Source organism: Streptococcus ovis DSM 16829 (assembly GCF_000380125.1).
GTDB classification, from domain to species: Bacteria; Bacillota; Bacilli; order Lactobacillales; family Streptococcaceae; genus Streptococcus; species Streptococcus ovis.
The window spans coordinates 23,577-39,316 of the sequence record NZ_KB904563.1 but is presented as its reverse complement, the minus strand read 5'-3'; the positions used below and the strand labels follow the sequence as shown (position 1 = coordinate 39,316).

Here is a 15,740-nt window from a genome sequence, read left to right as displayed (position 1 = left end):
ACAAGGAAGAAAAATGGGTCTACAATATAGATATAAATGGTTATAACCAGTTCAAAAAACATAATATGATATAAAGAAAGGAGAATTATGTCAGTTTATCTTTACGCAAAGTCCATTATTTTAGATGAGAAGGAAGTCCAAAATGCTTATCTAGAAGTCAAGGACGATGGAACTTTTGGTGCAATTTCTCAGGAAAAACCTACTGGTGAAATTGTCGATTATTCGAATTATCACTTGGCTCCGGGCCTTGTTGATACCCACATCCATGGTTATGCTTCACACGATGTGATGGATAATGACTTTGAAGGGGTAAAAGTCATGTCTGAAGGTCTTTTATCTTGTGGTGTAACGTCATGGTTGCCAACAACATTGACAGATTCAACTGAAAATTTAGATGCGGTTTGTGAAACGATTGGGCAGCATGCTGGTGAAGAATCAGGTGCTAAAATTCGTGGTATTTTCTTAGAAGGCCCCTTCTTCACGGAAAAATATAAAGGAGCTCAAAATCCTAAGTATATGACGGATCCATCTGTTGAAAAATTGGAAAAATGGCATCAATTGTCTAATGGTCTGGTCAATAAAATTGCGATTGCACCCGAGCGCGATGGAGTAAAAGAATTTATTGAATTCGCCAATAGCAAACAAATTCACACGGCCTTAGCGCATAGCGATGCGACTTATCAAGAAGCGAAAAATGCGGTAGAAGCAGGAGCAAATATTTTTGTCCATGTCTATAATGGGATGAGTGGATTGCATCATCGCGAGCCCGGTATGGTTGGTGCAGCACTTGATTTGAAGAATGTTTTTGCAGAGTTGATTTGTGATGGCCATCATGTTCACCCAGCTGCTGCAGATATTGTTGTGAAGGCGCGTGGTGCTGAGGAAACGGTACTCATTACGGATTGTATGCGAGCTGGTGGTCAAGGCGAAGGAGATTCTCGTCTTGGTGAATTTGAAGTGATTGTCAAAGATGGCGCAGCCCGTTTGAAACACAATGGTAGTTTAGCCGGTTCAATCTTGGAGCTGATTCAAGCTGTACAAAATGTGGTGAAATGGGGATTGGTGAGCCTGCCTGATGCAGTTCGGATGGCTTCATTGGCACCGGCACGTTCGGTCAATATCGATCAGGTATGTGGTTCGATTGCAGAGGGTAGAGCAGCTGACTTTATTGTTATCGATGATGAAGGGCATTTACAGGCTACTTACCTAGATGGTGTTAAACGATTTGGATAAAACCTTTGGAGGAATATATGGAAACATTAGTAATGTCACAAGAAAAGTACGACCATATGGCTCGTCTTTCAGATGACCGGCAAGTCATTGCAGCTTTGGCAATTGACCAGCGTGGGGCATTGAAACGTCTATTAGCTGCAGCAGCTGGTGGTGGTGAATTTGGGGATGATATCTTGATTGATTTTAAAAAGGTCATTTCAAGTGACTTAACCCCATATGCAAGTTCAATCTTGTTAGATGCAGAATATGGCGTTCCAGCTTCACAATTACGTGCAGACTCTTGCGGCTTCATTGCTGGCTATGAGAAGACTGGTTATGATGCTTCAACGCCAGGTCGTTTACCAGATTTGTTGGATAATTGGTCTGTGAAACGTCTGAAAGACTTAGGTGCTGATGCCGTTAAAATCTTGCTTTATTACGATGTAGATGATAAACCAGAAATTAACGATATCAAACATGCTTGGATTGAACGCATTGGTAGTGAATGTCAAGCAGAAGAAATCCCATACTTCGTCGAAATTTTGACCTACGATGCTAGCGATATGGATGTGACTTCACGTGAATATGCTAAGCTCAAACCTCATAAAGTCATTGGTGCGATGCGTGAATTTTCAAAACCATGTTATAAGGCAGATGTCTTGAAGGTAGAAGTTCCTGTGAACATGAATTATGTGGCAGGATACACAGATGAAGAGCCGGTTTATACTTTGGAAGAAGCAAAAGCTTATTTTAAAGAACAATCGGATGCAACCCATCTTCCATTTATCTTCCTCAGTGCCGGTGTTTCAGCTCGTCTCTTCCAAGAAACATTAGTAGTGGCTAAAGAGGCAGGATCAACCTTTAATGGTGTCCTTTGTGGACGTGCGACATGGAAGGATGCAGTGGCTATCTTTGCTAGTCAGGGAGAGGCTGCGGCCAAAGAATGGTTAGCAAAACAAGGTCGTCAAAATATGGAAGAGTTGAATGCTGTTCTTGCTACGACAGCCAGCTCATGGACTGAGAAAGTAACAGTAAAATAAATTATAAAAAAAGGAACAAATCGTTCCTTTTTTTAGATTCCTTTTAATTCACGAAGAAGGCGTCATAGAGGGCACGGATTGCTTCATTGCGTTCTTCGGTACGAACAACGAACATCACAGATACTTCAGAAGCACCTTGAGAAATCATGGCTAGGTTGATGTTTCGTTGAGAAAGTGCAGCGGTAGCTGTAGCAGCGACCCCAATACTACTCTTCATCCGTTCACCGACAATCATGATAATAGAAAGATTGTATTCAATTTCTGCACGATCAACTTCTAATCGATGGTTCAGTTGACGTAAAATTTCTTCTTCTTTGATAGGCGTTAATTCGCTAGCACGTAAAACAACAGATAGATCATCAATACCAGTTGGCATATGTTCCCAGCTAATATTGAGTTCTTCGAGAATATGAAGCAATTTGCGACCAAATCCGACCTCTCTATTCATAAGGTATTTTGAGACATTGATACTGACAAAATCATCATCTGCTGCAATTCCGACCACAGGAAGATTATCTCCTGTATGCTCAAGAACGATGCGTGTACCTGGATGCTCTGGATTGTTGGTGTTTTTGATCACCAATGGGATACGTCCGCGGTAGGCAGGTAATAATGCCTCGTCATGCAGGACAGAGAAACCAGCGTAGGCCAATTCCCGCATTTCTCGATAAGTGACTTCTTTGATTGAATGGGGATGATGAATAATACCAGGATGGGCTGCGAAAATGCCATCAACATCTGTAAAGTTTTCATACAAATCGGCTTTCACGCCTGCAGCAATAATCGAACCCGTAATGTCAGACCCTCCGCGTGAGAATGTGCAGATTTGTCCTTCTCTTGTCACTCCAAAAAAACCAGGGATCACAAGGACTTCTTCAGCCTTTCGTAACTCTTCAATATGGTCATAGCTGATTGGTAAAATTTGTGCATTTCCTGGATCTGCTGTTACAAAAATTCCTGCCTCTTTAGGATGGACATAACGAGATGGAAGACCTTTGTAGCTAAAATATTCTGCAATTAATTTAGCATTATTGTCTTCACCGGCAGCTAAGAAAGTATCATAAAGAAAAGCGTTGTCTTCTATTGGTAAGGTAGCTAAATCTCGGATATGTTGCGCAATTTTCGCCATGCTTTTTGAAGTAAAACCGAGTTCGTCTACCATTGCCTGATAGCGGTTGATAATCCATTCTTGACTTTCAGAAACATCTTGCCCATCACAATATTCTCGATAATATTTGATGAGTGCATCTGTTACTTTTGTATCGTCAGCTGTACGTTTACCTGGTGCAGACACCACAACAAATCGACGTGTCACGTCTGATTGAACAATATTCCATACTTTTTCGAGTTGCATTGCAGAGGCAAGAGAACTACCACCAAACTTTGTAACCTTCATAGGTGCTCCTTTAGAAATTCCTTTATTGTAGCATTATAGCAAAATTACAACGTCTTGTCAGTAAAGCTAGCATTTATCTAGTCGAACGTTAGGAAATTTTGAAAATCCCTACTTCTTTTGAGAAATAGTGGTAAAATAGATGGAAGAAGCCTGTTTTCAGAAGAAATATAGGGGTGATACAAATAAAAAGAGGAAGGCTCGTTTTAGCAGAAACTACAAGAGAATAATATCTGGTGGATTGGAAGGTGAAAAAGATGAGGTATAAAGCAATTATTTTTGATATGGATGGTGTTCTTTTTGAGACAGAGGAATTTTATTATCATCGCCGTGCGACCTTCCTGACCTCTAAGGGGATTTCGATTCGTCATATTGATCCAGCATTTTTTGTGGGTGGACGAGCGAGTCAGATTTGGCCAGAAATATTAGGATCCGATATTGATCAATGGAATGTTCCAGCCTTGGAAAAAGAATATGAAGACTATAAAACGAAGCATGGGGCTCCATATGGAGAACTTGTTTTTCCTGATGCGAAAGTTGTGTTATCAGTTTTAAAAGAAAAAGGGCTTCGACTAGCTCTTGCGTCAAATACAGACCGTGGTGAGGTGGAACGTGCTTTACAAGAAGCAGGAATTTATGAATTTTTTGACGCTATTTTTTCAGCAACAGAATGTCATGCTTGTAAACCTGATCCTGAGGTCTACGAAAAGGCATGGGCTTATCTTGGACAAAGTAAAGAAGAAACCTTAGTCGTCGAAGATAGTGAGAAAGGAATTGCAGCGGGAGTTGCTGCCGGATTAACAGTATGGGCAATCCGTGATACCAAATGGCAAGTGAACCAGTCTCAGGCAGACAAGTTGATTGAGGGCTTATCGGATTTGCTCAAGGAATGATTAAATCCATTCAAAGGAAGAGGGGTATTCCCTCTTTTTATTTGTTTGAGTTTTCGAATGTCACAAAATGAATAGGGATGGTTTGTTTATTCTCATAAATTTTATGCTAGAATAATCCAAATGAATATTTGATATTCAAATTAGAATTGTAAAGGAGAATGTAATGGCATTTTCAACAATTTCATATGAAGTAAATGGGAAGATTGCTTATCTAACCTTATGCCGCCCAGAAGTTTCGAACGGTTTTAATATTCCTATGTGTCAAGAAATTCTTGAGGCCATTCGGCTGACAAAGCAGCAGGAAAATGTAGTTATCTTACAAATTCAAGCAGAAGGGCCCATTTTTTCGGTTGGCGGAGACTTGGTTGAAATGAAACGAGCTGTGGATGAGGACGATATCTCTTCTCTTGTCCAGATTGCTGAGCTTGTCAATACAATTTCTTTCTCTTTGAAAAAATTACCGAAGATTGTCCTAATGGTTACAGATGGTGCTGTGGCGGGGGCAGCTGCTAACATGGCTGTTGCAGCGGATTTTGTGATTGCATCGGATAAAACAAAATTTATTCAAGCCTTTGTGGGGGTTGGATTAGCGCCAGATGCAGGAGGGCTCTTTCTCCTTTCTCGTGCCATCGGTGCAAACCGTGCTACGCAACTGGCGATGACAGGAGAGGCATTGTCGGCAGAAAAAGCCCAAGATGTTGGAATTGTCTACAAAGTGGTTGCATCTGAAAAGTTAGAAAAAACGGTTACGCAGGTGACCAAGCGTTTATTACGAGGTTCTATCAATTCCTATCGTGCTATTAAAGAAATGGTATGGAAGAGTGAATTTGAAGGCTGGGAAAGGTATGCAAGATTAGAATTAGACTTGCAAAAAGAACTAGCCTTTAAAGAGGATTTCAAAGAAGGGGTTCAAGCGCATGCTGAACGTCGTCGTCCGGTTTTTACAGGTCACTAAAAGTTTTTTTCTAAAAGTATTTGACAATCAAAGTATTTTGCGCTATACTTTGAGGGTCAAAGAAAAGGAGGTGACCGTGTTGGACGACTCAAAAATTAATGAGTATCTAACGACCATTTTCAATAATGTATTGATTATCGAAGAATCTAGTCTTAGAAGTAGTCGCTTTAGCGATGTTTCCATTAAGGAGATGCACACGATTGACGTAATCGGGGATAAGCAAGATGCTACTCCAAGTGATGTATCGCGTGCGTTGATGGTGACGCTTGGTACAGTGACAACTAGCCTAAATAACCTGGAGAGAAAGGGTTATGTGGAAAGGGTTCGTTCTACGAAAGATAGACGTGTGGTTCATCTCTATTTGACGAAAAAAGGCCGATTAGTCTACCGTCTGCATAGACGTTTTCATCGGGAGATGGTCAGACGGATTACAGAAGGAATGGATGAGGCAGAGTTTCAAGTGATGAAAAAAGGTTTGTTCAATCTGTATAACTTCTTGGAGGAATTGAAATGACATCCTATGCTAAAATTAGCCAGGTTGCGCATTATGTTCCCAAGCAAGTCATAGACAATGATACCTTGTCTACTGTCATGGATACCAGTGATGACTGGATTTCAACCAGGACAGGCATAAAACGTCGACATCTTGTCTCCACTGAGCAAACTAGCGATTTAGCGATTCAAGTAGCAAAACAACTCATTGAAAAAGCAGACATTTCGTCAGATGATGTTGATTTTATTATTGTTGCGACGATTACACCGGATTCAGCAATGCCGTCTACAGCTGCTCGAGTTCAAGCTGCAATCGGTGCCCACCGAGCATTTGCCTATGATGTATCGGCTGCTTGTTCAGGATTTGTATTTGCCTTAAGTACAGCAGAAAAATTGATTGCTTCGGGTGCTTATCAAAAAGGTCTAGTCATCGGTGCCGAAGTATTATCGAAAACTGTGGACTGGTCTGATCGGAGTACGGCCGTTCTCTTTGGAGATGGAGCTGGTGGTGTTTTACTTGAAAAAAGTGAGGAGTCTCATTTTCTAGCGGAAAGTTTGCGGACAGATGGAAGTCGAGGACAAGGGCTAACCTCAGGCTATAAAGGCATCTCCTCTCCATTTTCTGATCAGGATGAAGATGATCTATACCTGAAAATGGATGGTCGAGCCATTTTTGAATTTGCGATTCGTGATGTGACCAAAAGCATTGCCGGCTTGCTAGAAGAAGTGCAAATCAGTGTGGATGAGGTGGATTATTTCCTGATGCATCAAGCAAACATTCGGATTTTGGACAAGATGTCCCAGCGATTAGGTGCAGATTTCGCGAAATTTCCTGCAAATATGATGGAATATGGAAACACGAGTGCAGCCTCTATTCCAATATTGTTGTCTGAATCTGTAGAACAAGGGAAAATCCGTTTGGACGGTAGCCAACTTATCTTGATGAGTGGCTTTGGGGGCGGTCTTACTTGGGGGAGCCTCCTCATGAAACTTTAGTTAATGAGCTGTGCTATCACAGTGATTAAAAAATATTTTTATTATTAAAAGGAGAAACTCTCATGTCAGTATTTGAAAAAGTACAAGAAATTATCGTTGAAGAACTTGGTAAAGATGCAGAAGAAGTGCAACTTACAACAACTTTTGAAGATTTAGATGCAGATTCATTGGATCTTTTCCAAGTGATTTCAGAAATCGAAGATGCATTTGATATTCAAATCGAATCTGAAGAAGGTTTGTCAACAGTCGGTGATTTGGTTGCCTACGTTGAAGAGCAGACAAAATAAGAATGCTAAAGATGCTACTAATCTAGCATTTTTACTAGTGCAAATAGTTTGATGTTCAAAACATTGACTAATCAAACTAGTTTAAATTTGGAGGAGTGATGGCTGATATCGATTGATATCCAAGTTGTCCTTCCCCTTGTTTAGGTAATTATTTGAAAATCAAATAATTATCTAAGCAAATGAAAAGAGGATAAGATGCAAACAAATATTACAGAATTATTGAATATCAAGTACCCAATTTTCCAAGGTGGAATGGCTTGGGTTGCAGATGGTGATTTGGCTGGTGCAGTGTCAAATGCTGGAGGCCTTGGGATTATCGGTGGTGGAAATGCTCCGAAAGAAGTGGTCAAGGCTAATATTGATAAAGTCAAAGCAATCACAGATAAACCCTTTGGTGTAAACATCATGTTGCTATCTCCGTTTGTAGATGACATTGTTGATTTGGTGATTGAAGAAGGTGTCAAGGTTGTGACGACTGGGGCGGGAAATCCTGGAAAATACATGGAACGTTTCCATGAAGCTGGTATCACGGTTATCCCTGTTGTACCAAGCGTGGCCTTGGCAAAACGAATGGAAAAATTAGGAGCAGATGCAGTCATTGCTGAGGGAATGGAAGCTGGCGGTCATATTGGAAAGTTGACCACTATGACGTTGGTTCGCCAAGTGGTTGAAGCTGTCAACATCCCTGTTATCGGTGCTGGTGGTGTTGCTGACGGTCGTGGTGCAGCAGCCATCTTTATGCTTGGAGCAGAAGCGATTCAAGTGGGGACACGTTTTGTAGTTGCGAAAGAATCCAATGCGCATCCAAACTTTAAAGAGAAAATTTTAAAAGCGAAAGATATTGATACAGTGTTATCGGCTTCTGTTGTAGGGCATCCTGTACGAGCTATTAAAAATAAGTTGTCAACAGCATATAGTCAAGCAGAGAAAGATTTCCTAGCAGGAAAAAAATCTGCTGATGAAATCGAAGAGCTGGGTGCAGGTGCTCTCCGAAATGCAGTAGTAGATGGAGATGTTGTCAATGGTTCTGTCATGGCGGGACAAATTGCTGGCCTTGTCCAAAAAGAAGAAACCTGTGAAGAAATCTTAACAGATTTGTATTATGGTGCAGCAGCCGTTATCCGAAAAGAAGCAGCGCGCTGGGCAAATGTTGAAGCATAAATAGGATCAGTATGCCAGATAAAAAGCGGAGGAGTTGAGAATGGGCAAAATAGCGTTTTTGTTTGCTGGACAAGGTGCGCAAACAGTGGGCATGGCACGTGATTTGTATGATGCCTACCCAGTAGTAAAAGAGACGTTTGAGCAAGCGAGTCACATTTTAGGATACGATGTACGGAAATTAATCGATGAAGATGAGCAAAAGCTACATCAAACACGGTATACGCAACCGGCCATTTTAACGACTTCTGTAGCAATTTACCGTCTCTTGCTTGAAAAAGGCTTCCAGCCTGATATGGTAGCAGGTTTGTCATTGGGTGAATATTCTGCCTTGGTAGCTGCTGGTGCTCTTCGTTTTGAAGAAGCGGTGGCGCTTGTTGCCAAACGTGGTGAATTGATGGAAACAGCGGCTCCGGCTGGTAGTGGGAAAATGGTTGCAGTTATGAACGCAGACGTATCGGTTATTGAAGAAGCTTGTGAACAGGCTTCAGACAAGGGCTATGTTCGACCAGCCAATTACAATACACCAGCACAGATTGTCATCGGCGGAGATGTTGCTGCGGTTGATGCAGCAGCTGAAAACTTGAAAGCTGCGGGGGTCAAACGCTTGATTCCTCTGAATGTTTCTGGCCCTTTCCATACCGCTCTGTTGAAACCGGCTAGTGAACAACTGGTGGCAGAGTTGGACAAGGTGGATTTTAAACCTTTCCAAATTCCCTTGATTGGCAATACCGAAGCCAAGGTGATGGAGTCTGAGCAAGTGAAATCTCTGTTAGCCCGTCAGGTGATGGAGCCTGTTCGATTCTATGAATCAATTGAAACGATGAAAGACTTAGGTTTAACAGAGGTCATCGAAGTTGGACCGGGTAAGGTTTTGAGTGGCTTCTTGAAAAAAATTGATAAAACCATTGCAGTCTCATCTGTAGAAGATATGGCTAGCTTAGAAGAATTTGTGACGAAATAGGAGGAAGGATGGAAATTTCAACTAAAAATGTATTTGTGACAGGATCAACCCGTGGGATTGGCTTGGCGATTGCCCATAAGTTTGCGAGCATTGGAGCCAATGTTGTTCTCAATGGACGTTCGCCCATTTCAGACGACTTACTCGCGGAATTTGCGGATTATGGGGTGCAAGTTATCGGCATTTCAGGGGATGTTTCGAGTCAAACGGACGCCAAACGAATGGTGGAAGAAGCGACAGCAGCACTTGGATCGATTGATATTTTAGTCAACAATGCTGGGATTACGAAGGACGGAATGGCTCTTCGCATGTCAGAAGACGATTTTGAAGCGGTCTTGAAAATCAATTTGACAGGAACCTTTAATATGACGCAGGCGGTATTGAAGCCGATGACGAAGGCTCGTGCAGGAGCGATTATTAATCTTTCCAGTGTCGTTGGATTGATGGGAAATGCTGGACAAGCCAACTATGCAGCATCTAAGGCAGGTGTGATTGGTTTTAGCAAGTCGATTGCACGTGAAGTAGCTGCTCGAAATGTACGCGTCAATGTGATTGCACCAGGCTTTGTTGAATCAGATATGACAGCTGTCCTATCTGATAAAATCAAGGAAAGTATGATGGGGCAAATTCCAATGAAACGTTTTGGTCAAGCAGAGGAAGTGGCAGAAGTGGCTGTCTTTCTAGCGAAACAAGAGTATGTGACAGGACAGGTTATTGCGATTGATGGTGGCCTTTCTATGTACTAATAGCATGTAATTGACATAGTAGTAGAACGTGTGTTTTGCGCTGTTCATTACCATTTTTATAGTCGGCATAAGGAGAAAAAAATGTCTACAAATCGTGTTGTCATTACAGGTTACGGTGTAACCTCACCTATTGGAAATACACCAGAAGAATTTTGGAATAGTTTGAAAAATGGTCAAATTGGGATTGGAGAATTAACGAAATTTGACACAAGTGAATACAATGTGCACATTGCTGCGGAAATTAAGGATTTTCCATTTGATAAGTATTTTGTGAAAAAAGACAACAACCGTTACGATCCGTATTCGATCTATGCTCTTTATGCAGCACAAGAAGCAGTGGCCCATGCGAACTTGGATACAGAAGCGATTGATCGTGACCGTTTTGGAGTTATCTTATCGACAGGTATCGGCGGTATTAAGGAAATCGAAGAGCAAGTGGAACGTATGAATGAAAAGGGTCCGAAACGGATCCGTCCGATGGCTCTTCCAAAAGCTCTTCCAAATATGGCGGCAGGAAATATTGCCATGAAGGTTGGAGCAAATGGAGTTTGTAAGTGTGTCATTACAGCTTGTGCTTCTTCAAACGATGCCCTTGGAGATGCCTATCGTGAAATTAAATTTGGCTACCAAGATGTGATCTTGGCAGGTGGTGCTGAAGCTGCGATTACCCCATTTGCGATTGGCGGTTTCCAAGCCCTAACTGCCTTATCTACAGCAGAAGATCCAGCCCGTGCGTCCATTCCATTTGACAAAGATAGAAATGGTTTTGTGATGGGAGAAGGTGCTGGGGTGCTTGTTCTAGAAAGCTTGGAACATGCTCAACAACGTGGAGCAACGATTTTAGCAGAAATTGTTGGGTATGGAAACACCTGTGATGCTTACCACATGACCTCTCCACACCCAGAAGGATTAGGAGCTATCAAAGCGATGAAATTAGCTATTTCTGAAGCTGGTTTAGAACCAGGTGATATTGATTATATCAATGCGCATGGAACGTCAACACCAGCTAACGAAAAAGGGGAGAGTCAAGCGATTGTATCTGTATTTGGTAAAAATACACCCGTATCTTCTACTAAGTCCTTTACAGGTCATCTGTTAGGTGCAGCTGGTGCGGTGGAAGCTATTGCGACGATTGAAGCGATGAGACATTCTCATGCACCAATGACAGCGGGGACGCAAGAATTGTCAGATTACATTGAAGCAGATGTCATTTACGGACAAGGTCGTGATATGGACATTAACTATGCTATCTCAAATACATTTGGGTTTGGTGGACATAATTCAGTTGTGGCCTTCAAACGATGGGAGGACTAATGGAAATTGCAGAGATTAAAGATTTGATGGCACAATTTGACGCCTCAGACCTACGTGAATTTTCTTATAAACATGGGGAGGAAGCCCTATCCTTTAGTAAAAATGAGGCAAATGTGGGGGCTGGAGTTGAGTTGCCGACTGCTGTTGTGCCTTCTCCAGCAACTCCTGTTCAGGTTGTAGAAGAAGTAGCTGCGGTTGAAGCTGCATCTCCTTCTGCTCCTACTCTAGCAGAAGGAGATGAAGTGACCAGTCCATTGGTTGGAGTGGCTTACTTATCACCAGCACCAGATAAACCAGCCTTTGTGTCCATTGGAGACAGTGTGAAGAAGGGGCAGACGTTGATGATTATTGAGGCTATGAAGGTCATGAATGAAATTCCTGCACCACAAGATGGTGTTGTGACTGAAATTCTTGTCCAGAATGAAGATGTTGTTGAATTTGGACAAGGATTGGTACGTATCAAATGATAGATATTAAAAAAATTCAAGAAGCTCTTCCTCATCGTTATCCCATGCTTTTGGTTGATCGAGTTTTGGAAGTTTCAGACGATGAGATTGTTGCACTAAAAAATGTAACGATCAATGAACCTTTCTTTAATGGGCATTTTCCAGAGTACCCAGTTATGCCAGGAGTTCTCATCATGGAAGCTTTGGCACAGACGGCAGGTGTCTTGGAATTGTCTAAGGACGAAAATAAGGGGAAATTGGTCTTTTATGCTGGGATGGACAAGGTGAAATTTAAGAAACAAGTCGTCCCAGGAGATCAACTTGTCATGACTGCTAAGTTTGTCAAACGCCGTGGAACGATTGCAGTGGTAGAAGCAAAGGCAGAAGTAGATGGAAAACTTGCTGCAAGTGGCACTTTGACCTTTGCTATTGGGAACTAATCAACACGAAAGGAGAAGTTTCTCAAGTGTTTGAAAAATTATTGATTGCCAATCGTGGAGAGATTGCGGTACGGATTATTCGTGCAGCTCGTGAATTGGGGATTTCTACAGTGGCGGTTTATTCTGAAGCAGATCAAAATGCCCTTCATACGATGTTGGCAGATGAAGCAGTTTGTATTGGGCCAGCACGTTCGGCAGATTCTTATCTCAATATGAATACTATTATTTCTGCTGCCATTGTCACAGGAGCACAAGCTATTCATCCGGGTTTTGGCTTTTTAAGTGAGAATTCCAAATTTGCAACTCTGTGTGAAGAAGTTGGTATCAAATTTATTGGGCCTTCCAGTAAGGTAATGGATACCATGGGAGACAAGATTAATGCTCGTGCGGAAATGATTAAGGCGAAGGTTCCTGTTATACCTGGTTCTGATGGCGAGGTCTATACTGCGGATGAAGCAGTGGCAGTTGCTGAAAAAATTGGTTACCCGGTCATGCTAAAAGCTTCTGCTGGTGGTGGTGGCAAGGGAATCCGGAAAGTGGAACGACCAGAGGATCTTTTGACTGCATTTGAGAATGCTTCTTCTGAAGCCCAAGCTGCCTTTGGAAATGGCGCCATGTATATGGAGCGTGTAGTCTATCCAGCTCGCCATATTGAAGTGCAAATTTTAGCTGATCAACACGGTCATGTCATTCATTTGGGGGAGCGTGATTGTTCTTTACAACGAAATAATCAAAAGGTTTTAGAAGAGGCGCCATCTATTGCGATTGGACAGACATTGCGTGAACGAATTGGTCAGGCAGCTGTCCGAGCAGCCCAGTCTGTTGGTTACGAAAATGCTGGGACGATTGAATTTCTTTTGGATGAGGCCAAAGGGGGGTTCTATTTCATGGAAATGAATACCCGTGTGCAAGTAGAGCATCCTGTTACCGAGTTTGTGACGGGCGTCGATATCGTCAAGGAGCAAATCCGAATCGCCGCAGGTGAGGTGTTAGAAATAAAACAAGAAGATATTCAAATTGAAGGACATGCGATCGAGTGTCGGATCAATGCAGAAAATCCTGCTTTTAACTTTGCACCGAGTCCAGGGACGATTGAAAGTCTGTACTTACCTAGCGGTGGAGTTGGTGTACGAGTTGATTCGGCTATGTATACAGGCTATACTATTCCCCCTTACTATGATTCCATGATTGCTAAAGTCATTGTGCATGGAAAAAATCGTTTTGAAGCGCTGATGAAAATGCAACGGGCACTCTATGAGTTGGAAATTGAAGGGGTCACAACCAATGTTGATTTCCAATGGGAATTGATTTCAGATCCGCGTGTGGTGGCTGGAGATTATGACACAGCCTATTTGATGGAAGAATTTTTACCAAAGTTTCAAGCAACTACTGATTAAAGGAGGTCATCATGGCTTTGTTTTCGAGAAAGGATAAGTATATCCGAATCAATCCAAATCGTTCTACGGTTCAGGCGACACCTCAAACAAAGCCGGAGGTGCCCGATGAATTGTTTGATAAATGCCCTAGTTGTAAAAAAACGATTTATCAAAAGGATTTAGGCGAGGCTAAAACCTGTCCATTCTGTTCTTATAATTTCCGTATATCTGCTAAGGAACGTATAACGTTATTGGTAGACGAGAATTCTTTTGACGAATTATTTACTGGTATTGAAACAGCTAATCCTTTAAATTTCCCTGGCTATAAGGAAAAATTGGATGATACTAGACAGAAAACAGGTTTAGATGAAGCTGTCCTGACAGGAACAGCTCACATCCATGGACAAAAAGTAGCATTGGGAATTATGGATGCAAACTTTATTATGGCTTCCATGGGAACCGTTGTAGGAGAAAAAATTACTCGCTTGTTTGAAATGGCGAAGGAGAAGAATCTACCAGTCGTCCTTTTCACCGCTTCAGGTGGCGCCCGTATGCAAGAAGGAATCATGAGTCTCATGCAGATGGCAAAAATTTCTGCTGCAGTAAAGCAACATTCAAATGCTGGACTTTTCTACTTGACAGTATTAACAGATCCAACCACAGGTGGCGTGACTGCTTCCTTTGCTATGGAGGGAGATGTGATTTTAGCAGAGCCGCAAACCTTGGTCGGTTTTGCTGGTCGTCGCGTCATAGAAAATACGGTACGAGAAACGCTTCCTGATGATTTTCAAAAGGCAGAATTTTTACTGGAGCATGGTTTTGTAGATAAGATTGTGAAGCGTCAAGACTTGCGTGATACCATTGGACTCTTGCTGAAGTTACATGGAGGTGTTGTATGACGGATATTGGAAGAATCATCAAGCAGGCGCGGGATCAGGCACGGTTAACAGCTCTAGATTTTGCAAATGGTATCTTTGATGACTTTATCGAATTACACGGTGATCGCAATTTTCGTGATGATGGTGCGGTCATCGGAGGAATTGGCCGCTTGGATAATCAGCCTGTTACTGTCATTGGTATTCAAAAGGGAAAAAATCTACAAGATAACCTCAAGCGAAATTTTGGTCAACCCCATCCTGAAGGCTATCGGAAAGCTCTACGTCTCATGAAACAAGCTGAAAAATTTGGACGTCCTGTCGTGACCTTTATCAATACGGCAGGGGCTTACCCAGGTGTAGGCGCAGAAGAGCGTGGACAAGGGGAAGCGATTGCTCGTAACCTCATGGAAATGAGTGACCTCAAGGTTCCTATCATTGCTATTATCATCGGTGAAGGGGGCTCTGGGGGGGCACTGGCACTTGCAGTAGCAGATAAGGTCTGGATGCTCGAAAACTCCATGTACGCAGTTCTCAGTCCTGAGGGCTTTGCTTCTATTCTCTGGAAAGATGGCTCGCGCGCCATGGAAGCGGCGGAGCTGATGAAAATCACCTCCTACGAACTTCTAAAAATGGGAGTAGTAGATAAAGTTATTGCAGAGCGTGGACATTTTGCTTCGGAACTCTTGGGTGAAATCAGATCGCAACTAATAGAGGAATTAGCGGATTTGCAGCAATTATCAACAGAGGAATTGCTAGAAAAACGTTATCAACGATTTAGGAAGTATTAAAAGAGAGTCCAACTCTCTTTTAATATTTTCCGATAGTCTTTTTTCCTCATATTATTAGAAATTAAGAATTGGTTCAAAATTCATATTGTAGGAGTAAAGAAAAATCAGAATCCTATTTTTAGTTGCTGAATAGATTTTCAGCTTTGTAAAACAATTAGAAGTCATTAAAGTTTATGATACGCAATTTTTAGACACATGCAAACAGGAATATGAATCGGTGGCTTCATTACCTTGACGAAACGCCAATATCCATATATACTGTTTGTAAATGATGAAAAATAGATGCACAACAAATTCCGGAATGTGTCCATGGATGGGGAGTCAACAATTGTAGAAAAAAATCAAGTCTTCAAATTAAGACCAAA

Annotated in this window: 17 protein-coding genes; 16 read left to right on the top strand and 1 reads right to left on the bottom strand. The window is 42.0% G+C overall.

The window, feature by feature from the left end; genetic code table 11:
• The first annotated feature begins 87 nt into the window (after nt 1-87).
• The gene (nagA, locus tag A3I9_RS0101790) at nt 88-1,233 is read left to right on the top strand and encodes an N-acetylglucosamine-6-phosphate deacetylase (protein ID WP_018377375.1); all 1,146 of its coding nucleotides are present in this window, start codon (nt 88-90) and stop codon (nt 1,231-1,233) included.
• A 17-nt stretch (nt 1,234-1,250) separates the two neighbouring features.
• Nucleotides 1,251-2,252, top strand: a complete 1,002-nt coding sequence (locus A3I9_RS0101785) for a tagatose 1,6-diphosphate aldolase (RefSeq protein WP_018377374.1) — start codon at nt 1,251-1,253, stop codon at nt 2,250-2,252.
• Nucleotides 2,253-2,295: 43 nt separating this feature from the next.
• On the opposite strand, the gene A3I9_RS0101780 is transcribed toward A3I9_RS0101785, so the two are convergent.
• Complete coding sequence (locus A3I9_RS0101780; RefSeq protein WP_018377373.1) at nt 2,296-3,648, bottom strand: aspartate kinase; 1,353 nt, start codon at nt 3,646-3,648, stop codon at nt 2,296-2,298.
• A 254-nt stretch (nt 3,649-3,902) separates the two neighbouring features.
• On the opposite strand from A3I9_RS0101780, the gene A3I9_RS0101770 reads away from it, so the two are divergent.
• The 14 genes from A3I9_RS0101770 to A3I9_RS0101705 all read left to right on the top strand — a co-directional run bounded on the left by A3I9_RS0101770 (nt 3,903) and on the right by A3I9_RS0101705 (nt 15,375).
• Entirely contained in the window at nt 3,903-4,538 is a 636-nt protein-coding gene (locus A3I9_RS0101770; RefSeq protein WP_018377371.1) for an HAD family hydrolase, read from the top strand.
• Nucleotides 4,539-4,701: 163 nt separating this feature from the next.
• Nucleotides 4,702-5,493, top strand: coding sequence for a trans-2-decenoyl-ACP isomerase (fabM, locus tag A3I9_RS0101765; protein ID WP_018377370.1), 792 nt, complete (start codon nt 4,702-4,704; stop codon nt 5,491-5,493).
• Between the two features lie 79 nt (nt 5,494-5,572).
• Nucleotides 5,573-6,007, top strand: coding sequence for a fatty acid biosynthesis transcriptional regulator FabT (fabT, locus tag A3I9_RS0101760; protein WP_026217287.1), 435 nt, complete (start codon nt 5,573-5,575; stop codon nt 6,005-6,007).
• Nucleotides 6,004-6,981: a beta-ketoacyl-ACP synthase III gene (locus A3I9_RS0101755; protein ID WP_018377368.1), complete on the top strand. Its 978-nt coding sequence runs from the start codon at nt 6,004-6,006 to the stop codon at nt 6,979-6,981. Before fabT ends, A3I9_RS0101755 begins: the two co-directional genes overlap by 4 nt.
• Nucleotides 6,982-7,043: 62 nt before the next feature.
• Nucleotides 7,044-7,268, top strand: a complete 225-nt coding sequence (locus tag A3I9_RS0101750) for an acyl carrier protein (protein ID WP_018377367.1) — start codon at nt 7,044-7,046, stop codon at nt 7,266-7,268.
• Nucleotides 7,269-7,463: 195 nt separating this feature from the next.
• Nucleotides 7,464-8,429: an enoyl-[acyl-carrier-protein] reductase FabK gene (gene fabK / locus A3I9_RS0101745; RefSeq protein WP_018377366.1), complete on the top strand. Its 966-nt coding sequence runs from the start codon at nt 7,464-7,466 to the stop codon at nt 8,427-8,429.
• Nucleotides 8,430-8,469: 40 nt separating this feature from the next.
• Nucleotides 8,470-9,390, top strand: a complete 921-nt coding sequence (gene fabD, locus A3I9_RS0101740) for an ACP S-malonyltransferase (protein WP_018377365.1) — start codon at nt 8,470-8,472, stop codon at nt 9,388-9,390.
• A gap of 8 nt (nt 9,391-9,398) precedes the next feature.
• Complete coding sequence (fabG, locus tag A3I9_RS0101735; protein WP_018377364.1) at nt 9,399-10,133, top strand: 3-oxoacyl-[acyl-carrier-protein] reductase; 735 nt, start codon at nt 9,399-9,401, stop codon at nt 10,131-10,133.
• Between the two features lie 81 nt (nt 10,134-10,214).
• Nucleotides 10,215-11,447: a beta-ketoacyl-ACP synthase II gene (gene fabF, locus A3I9_RS0101730; RefSeq protein WP_018377363.1), complete on the top strand. Its 1,233-nt coding sequence runs from the start codon at nt 10,215-10,217 to the stop codon at nt 11,445-11,447.
• On the top strand, nt 11,447-11,914 hold the full coding sequence (accB, locus tag A3I9_RS0101725) for an acetyl-CoA carboxylase biotin carboxyl carrier protein (protein ID WP_018377362.1): 468 nt from the start codon (nt 11,447-11,449) through the stop codon (nt 11,912-11,914). Before fabF ends, accB begins: the two co-directional genes overlap by 1 nt.
• Complete coding sequence (gene fabZ / locus A3I9_RS0101720; protein WP_018377361.1) at nt 11,911-12,333, top strand: 3-hydroxyacyl-ACP dehydratase FabZ; 423 nt, start codon at nt 11,911-11,913, stop codon at nt 12,331-12,333. The genes accB and fabZ overlap by 4 nt, the downstream gene beginning before the upstream one ends.
• 26 nt (nt 12,334-12,359) lie before the next feature.
• A complete protein-coding gene (locus A3I9_RS0101715; protein ID WP_018377360.1) occupies nt 12,360-13,730 on the top strand; it encodes an acetyl-CoA carboxylase biotin carboxylase subunit in 1,371 nt (456 codons plus the stop codon).
• Between the two features lie 11 nt (nt 13,731-13,741).
• The gene (accD, locus tag A3I9_RS0101710; protein ID WP_018377359.1) at nt 13,742-14,608 is read left to right on the top strand and encodes an acetyl-CoA carboxylase, carboxyltransferase subunit beta; all 867 of its coding nucleotides are present in this window, start codon (nt 13,742-13,744) and stop codon (nt 14,606-14,608) included.
• A complete protein-coding gene (locus A3I9_RS0101705; protein ID WP_018377358.1) occupies nt 14,605-15,375 on the top strand; it encodes an acetyl-CoA carboxylase carboxyl transferase subunit alpha in 771 nt (256 codons plus the stop codon). Before accD ends, A3I9_RS0101705 begins: the two co-directional genes overlap by 4 nt.
• The last annotated feature ends 365 nt before the right edge of the window (nt 15,376-15,740 follow it).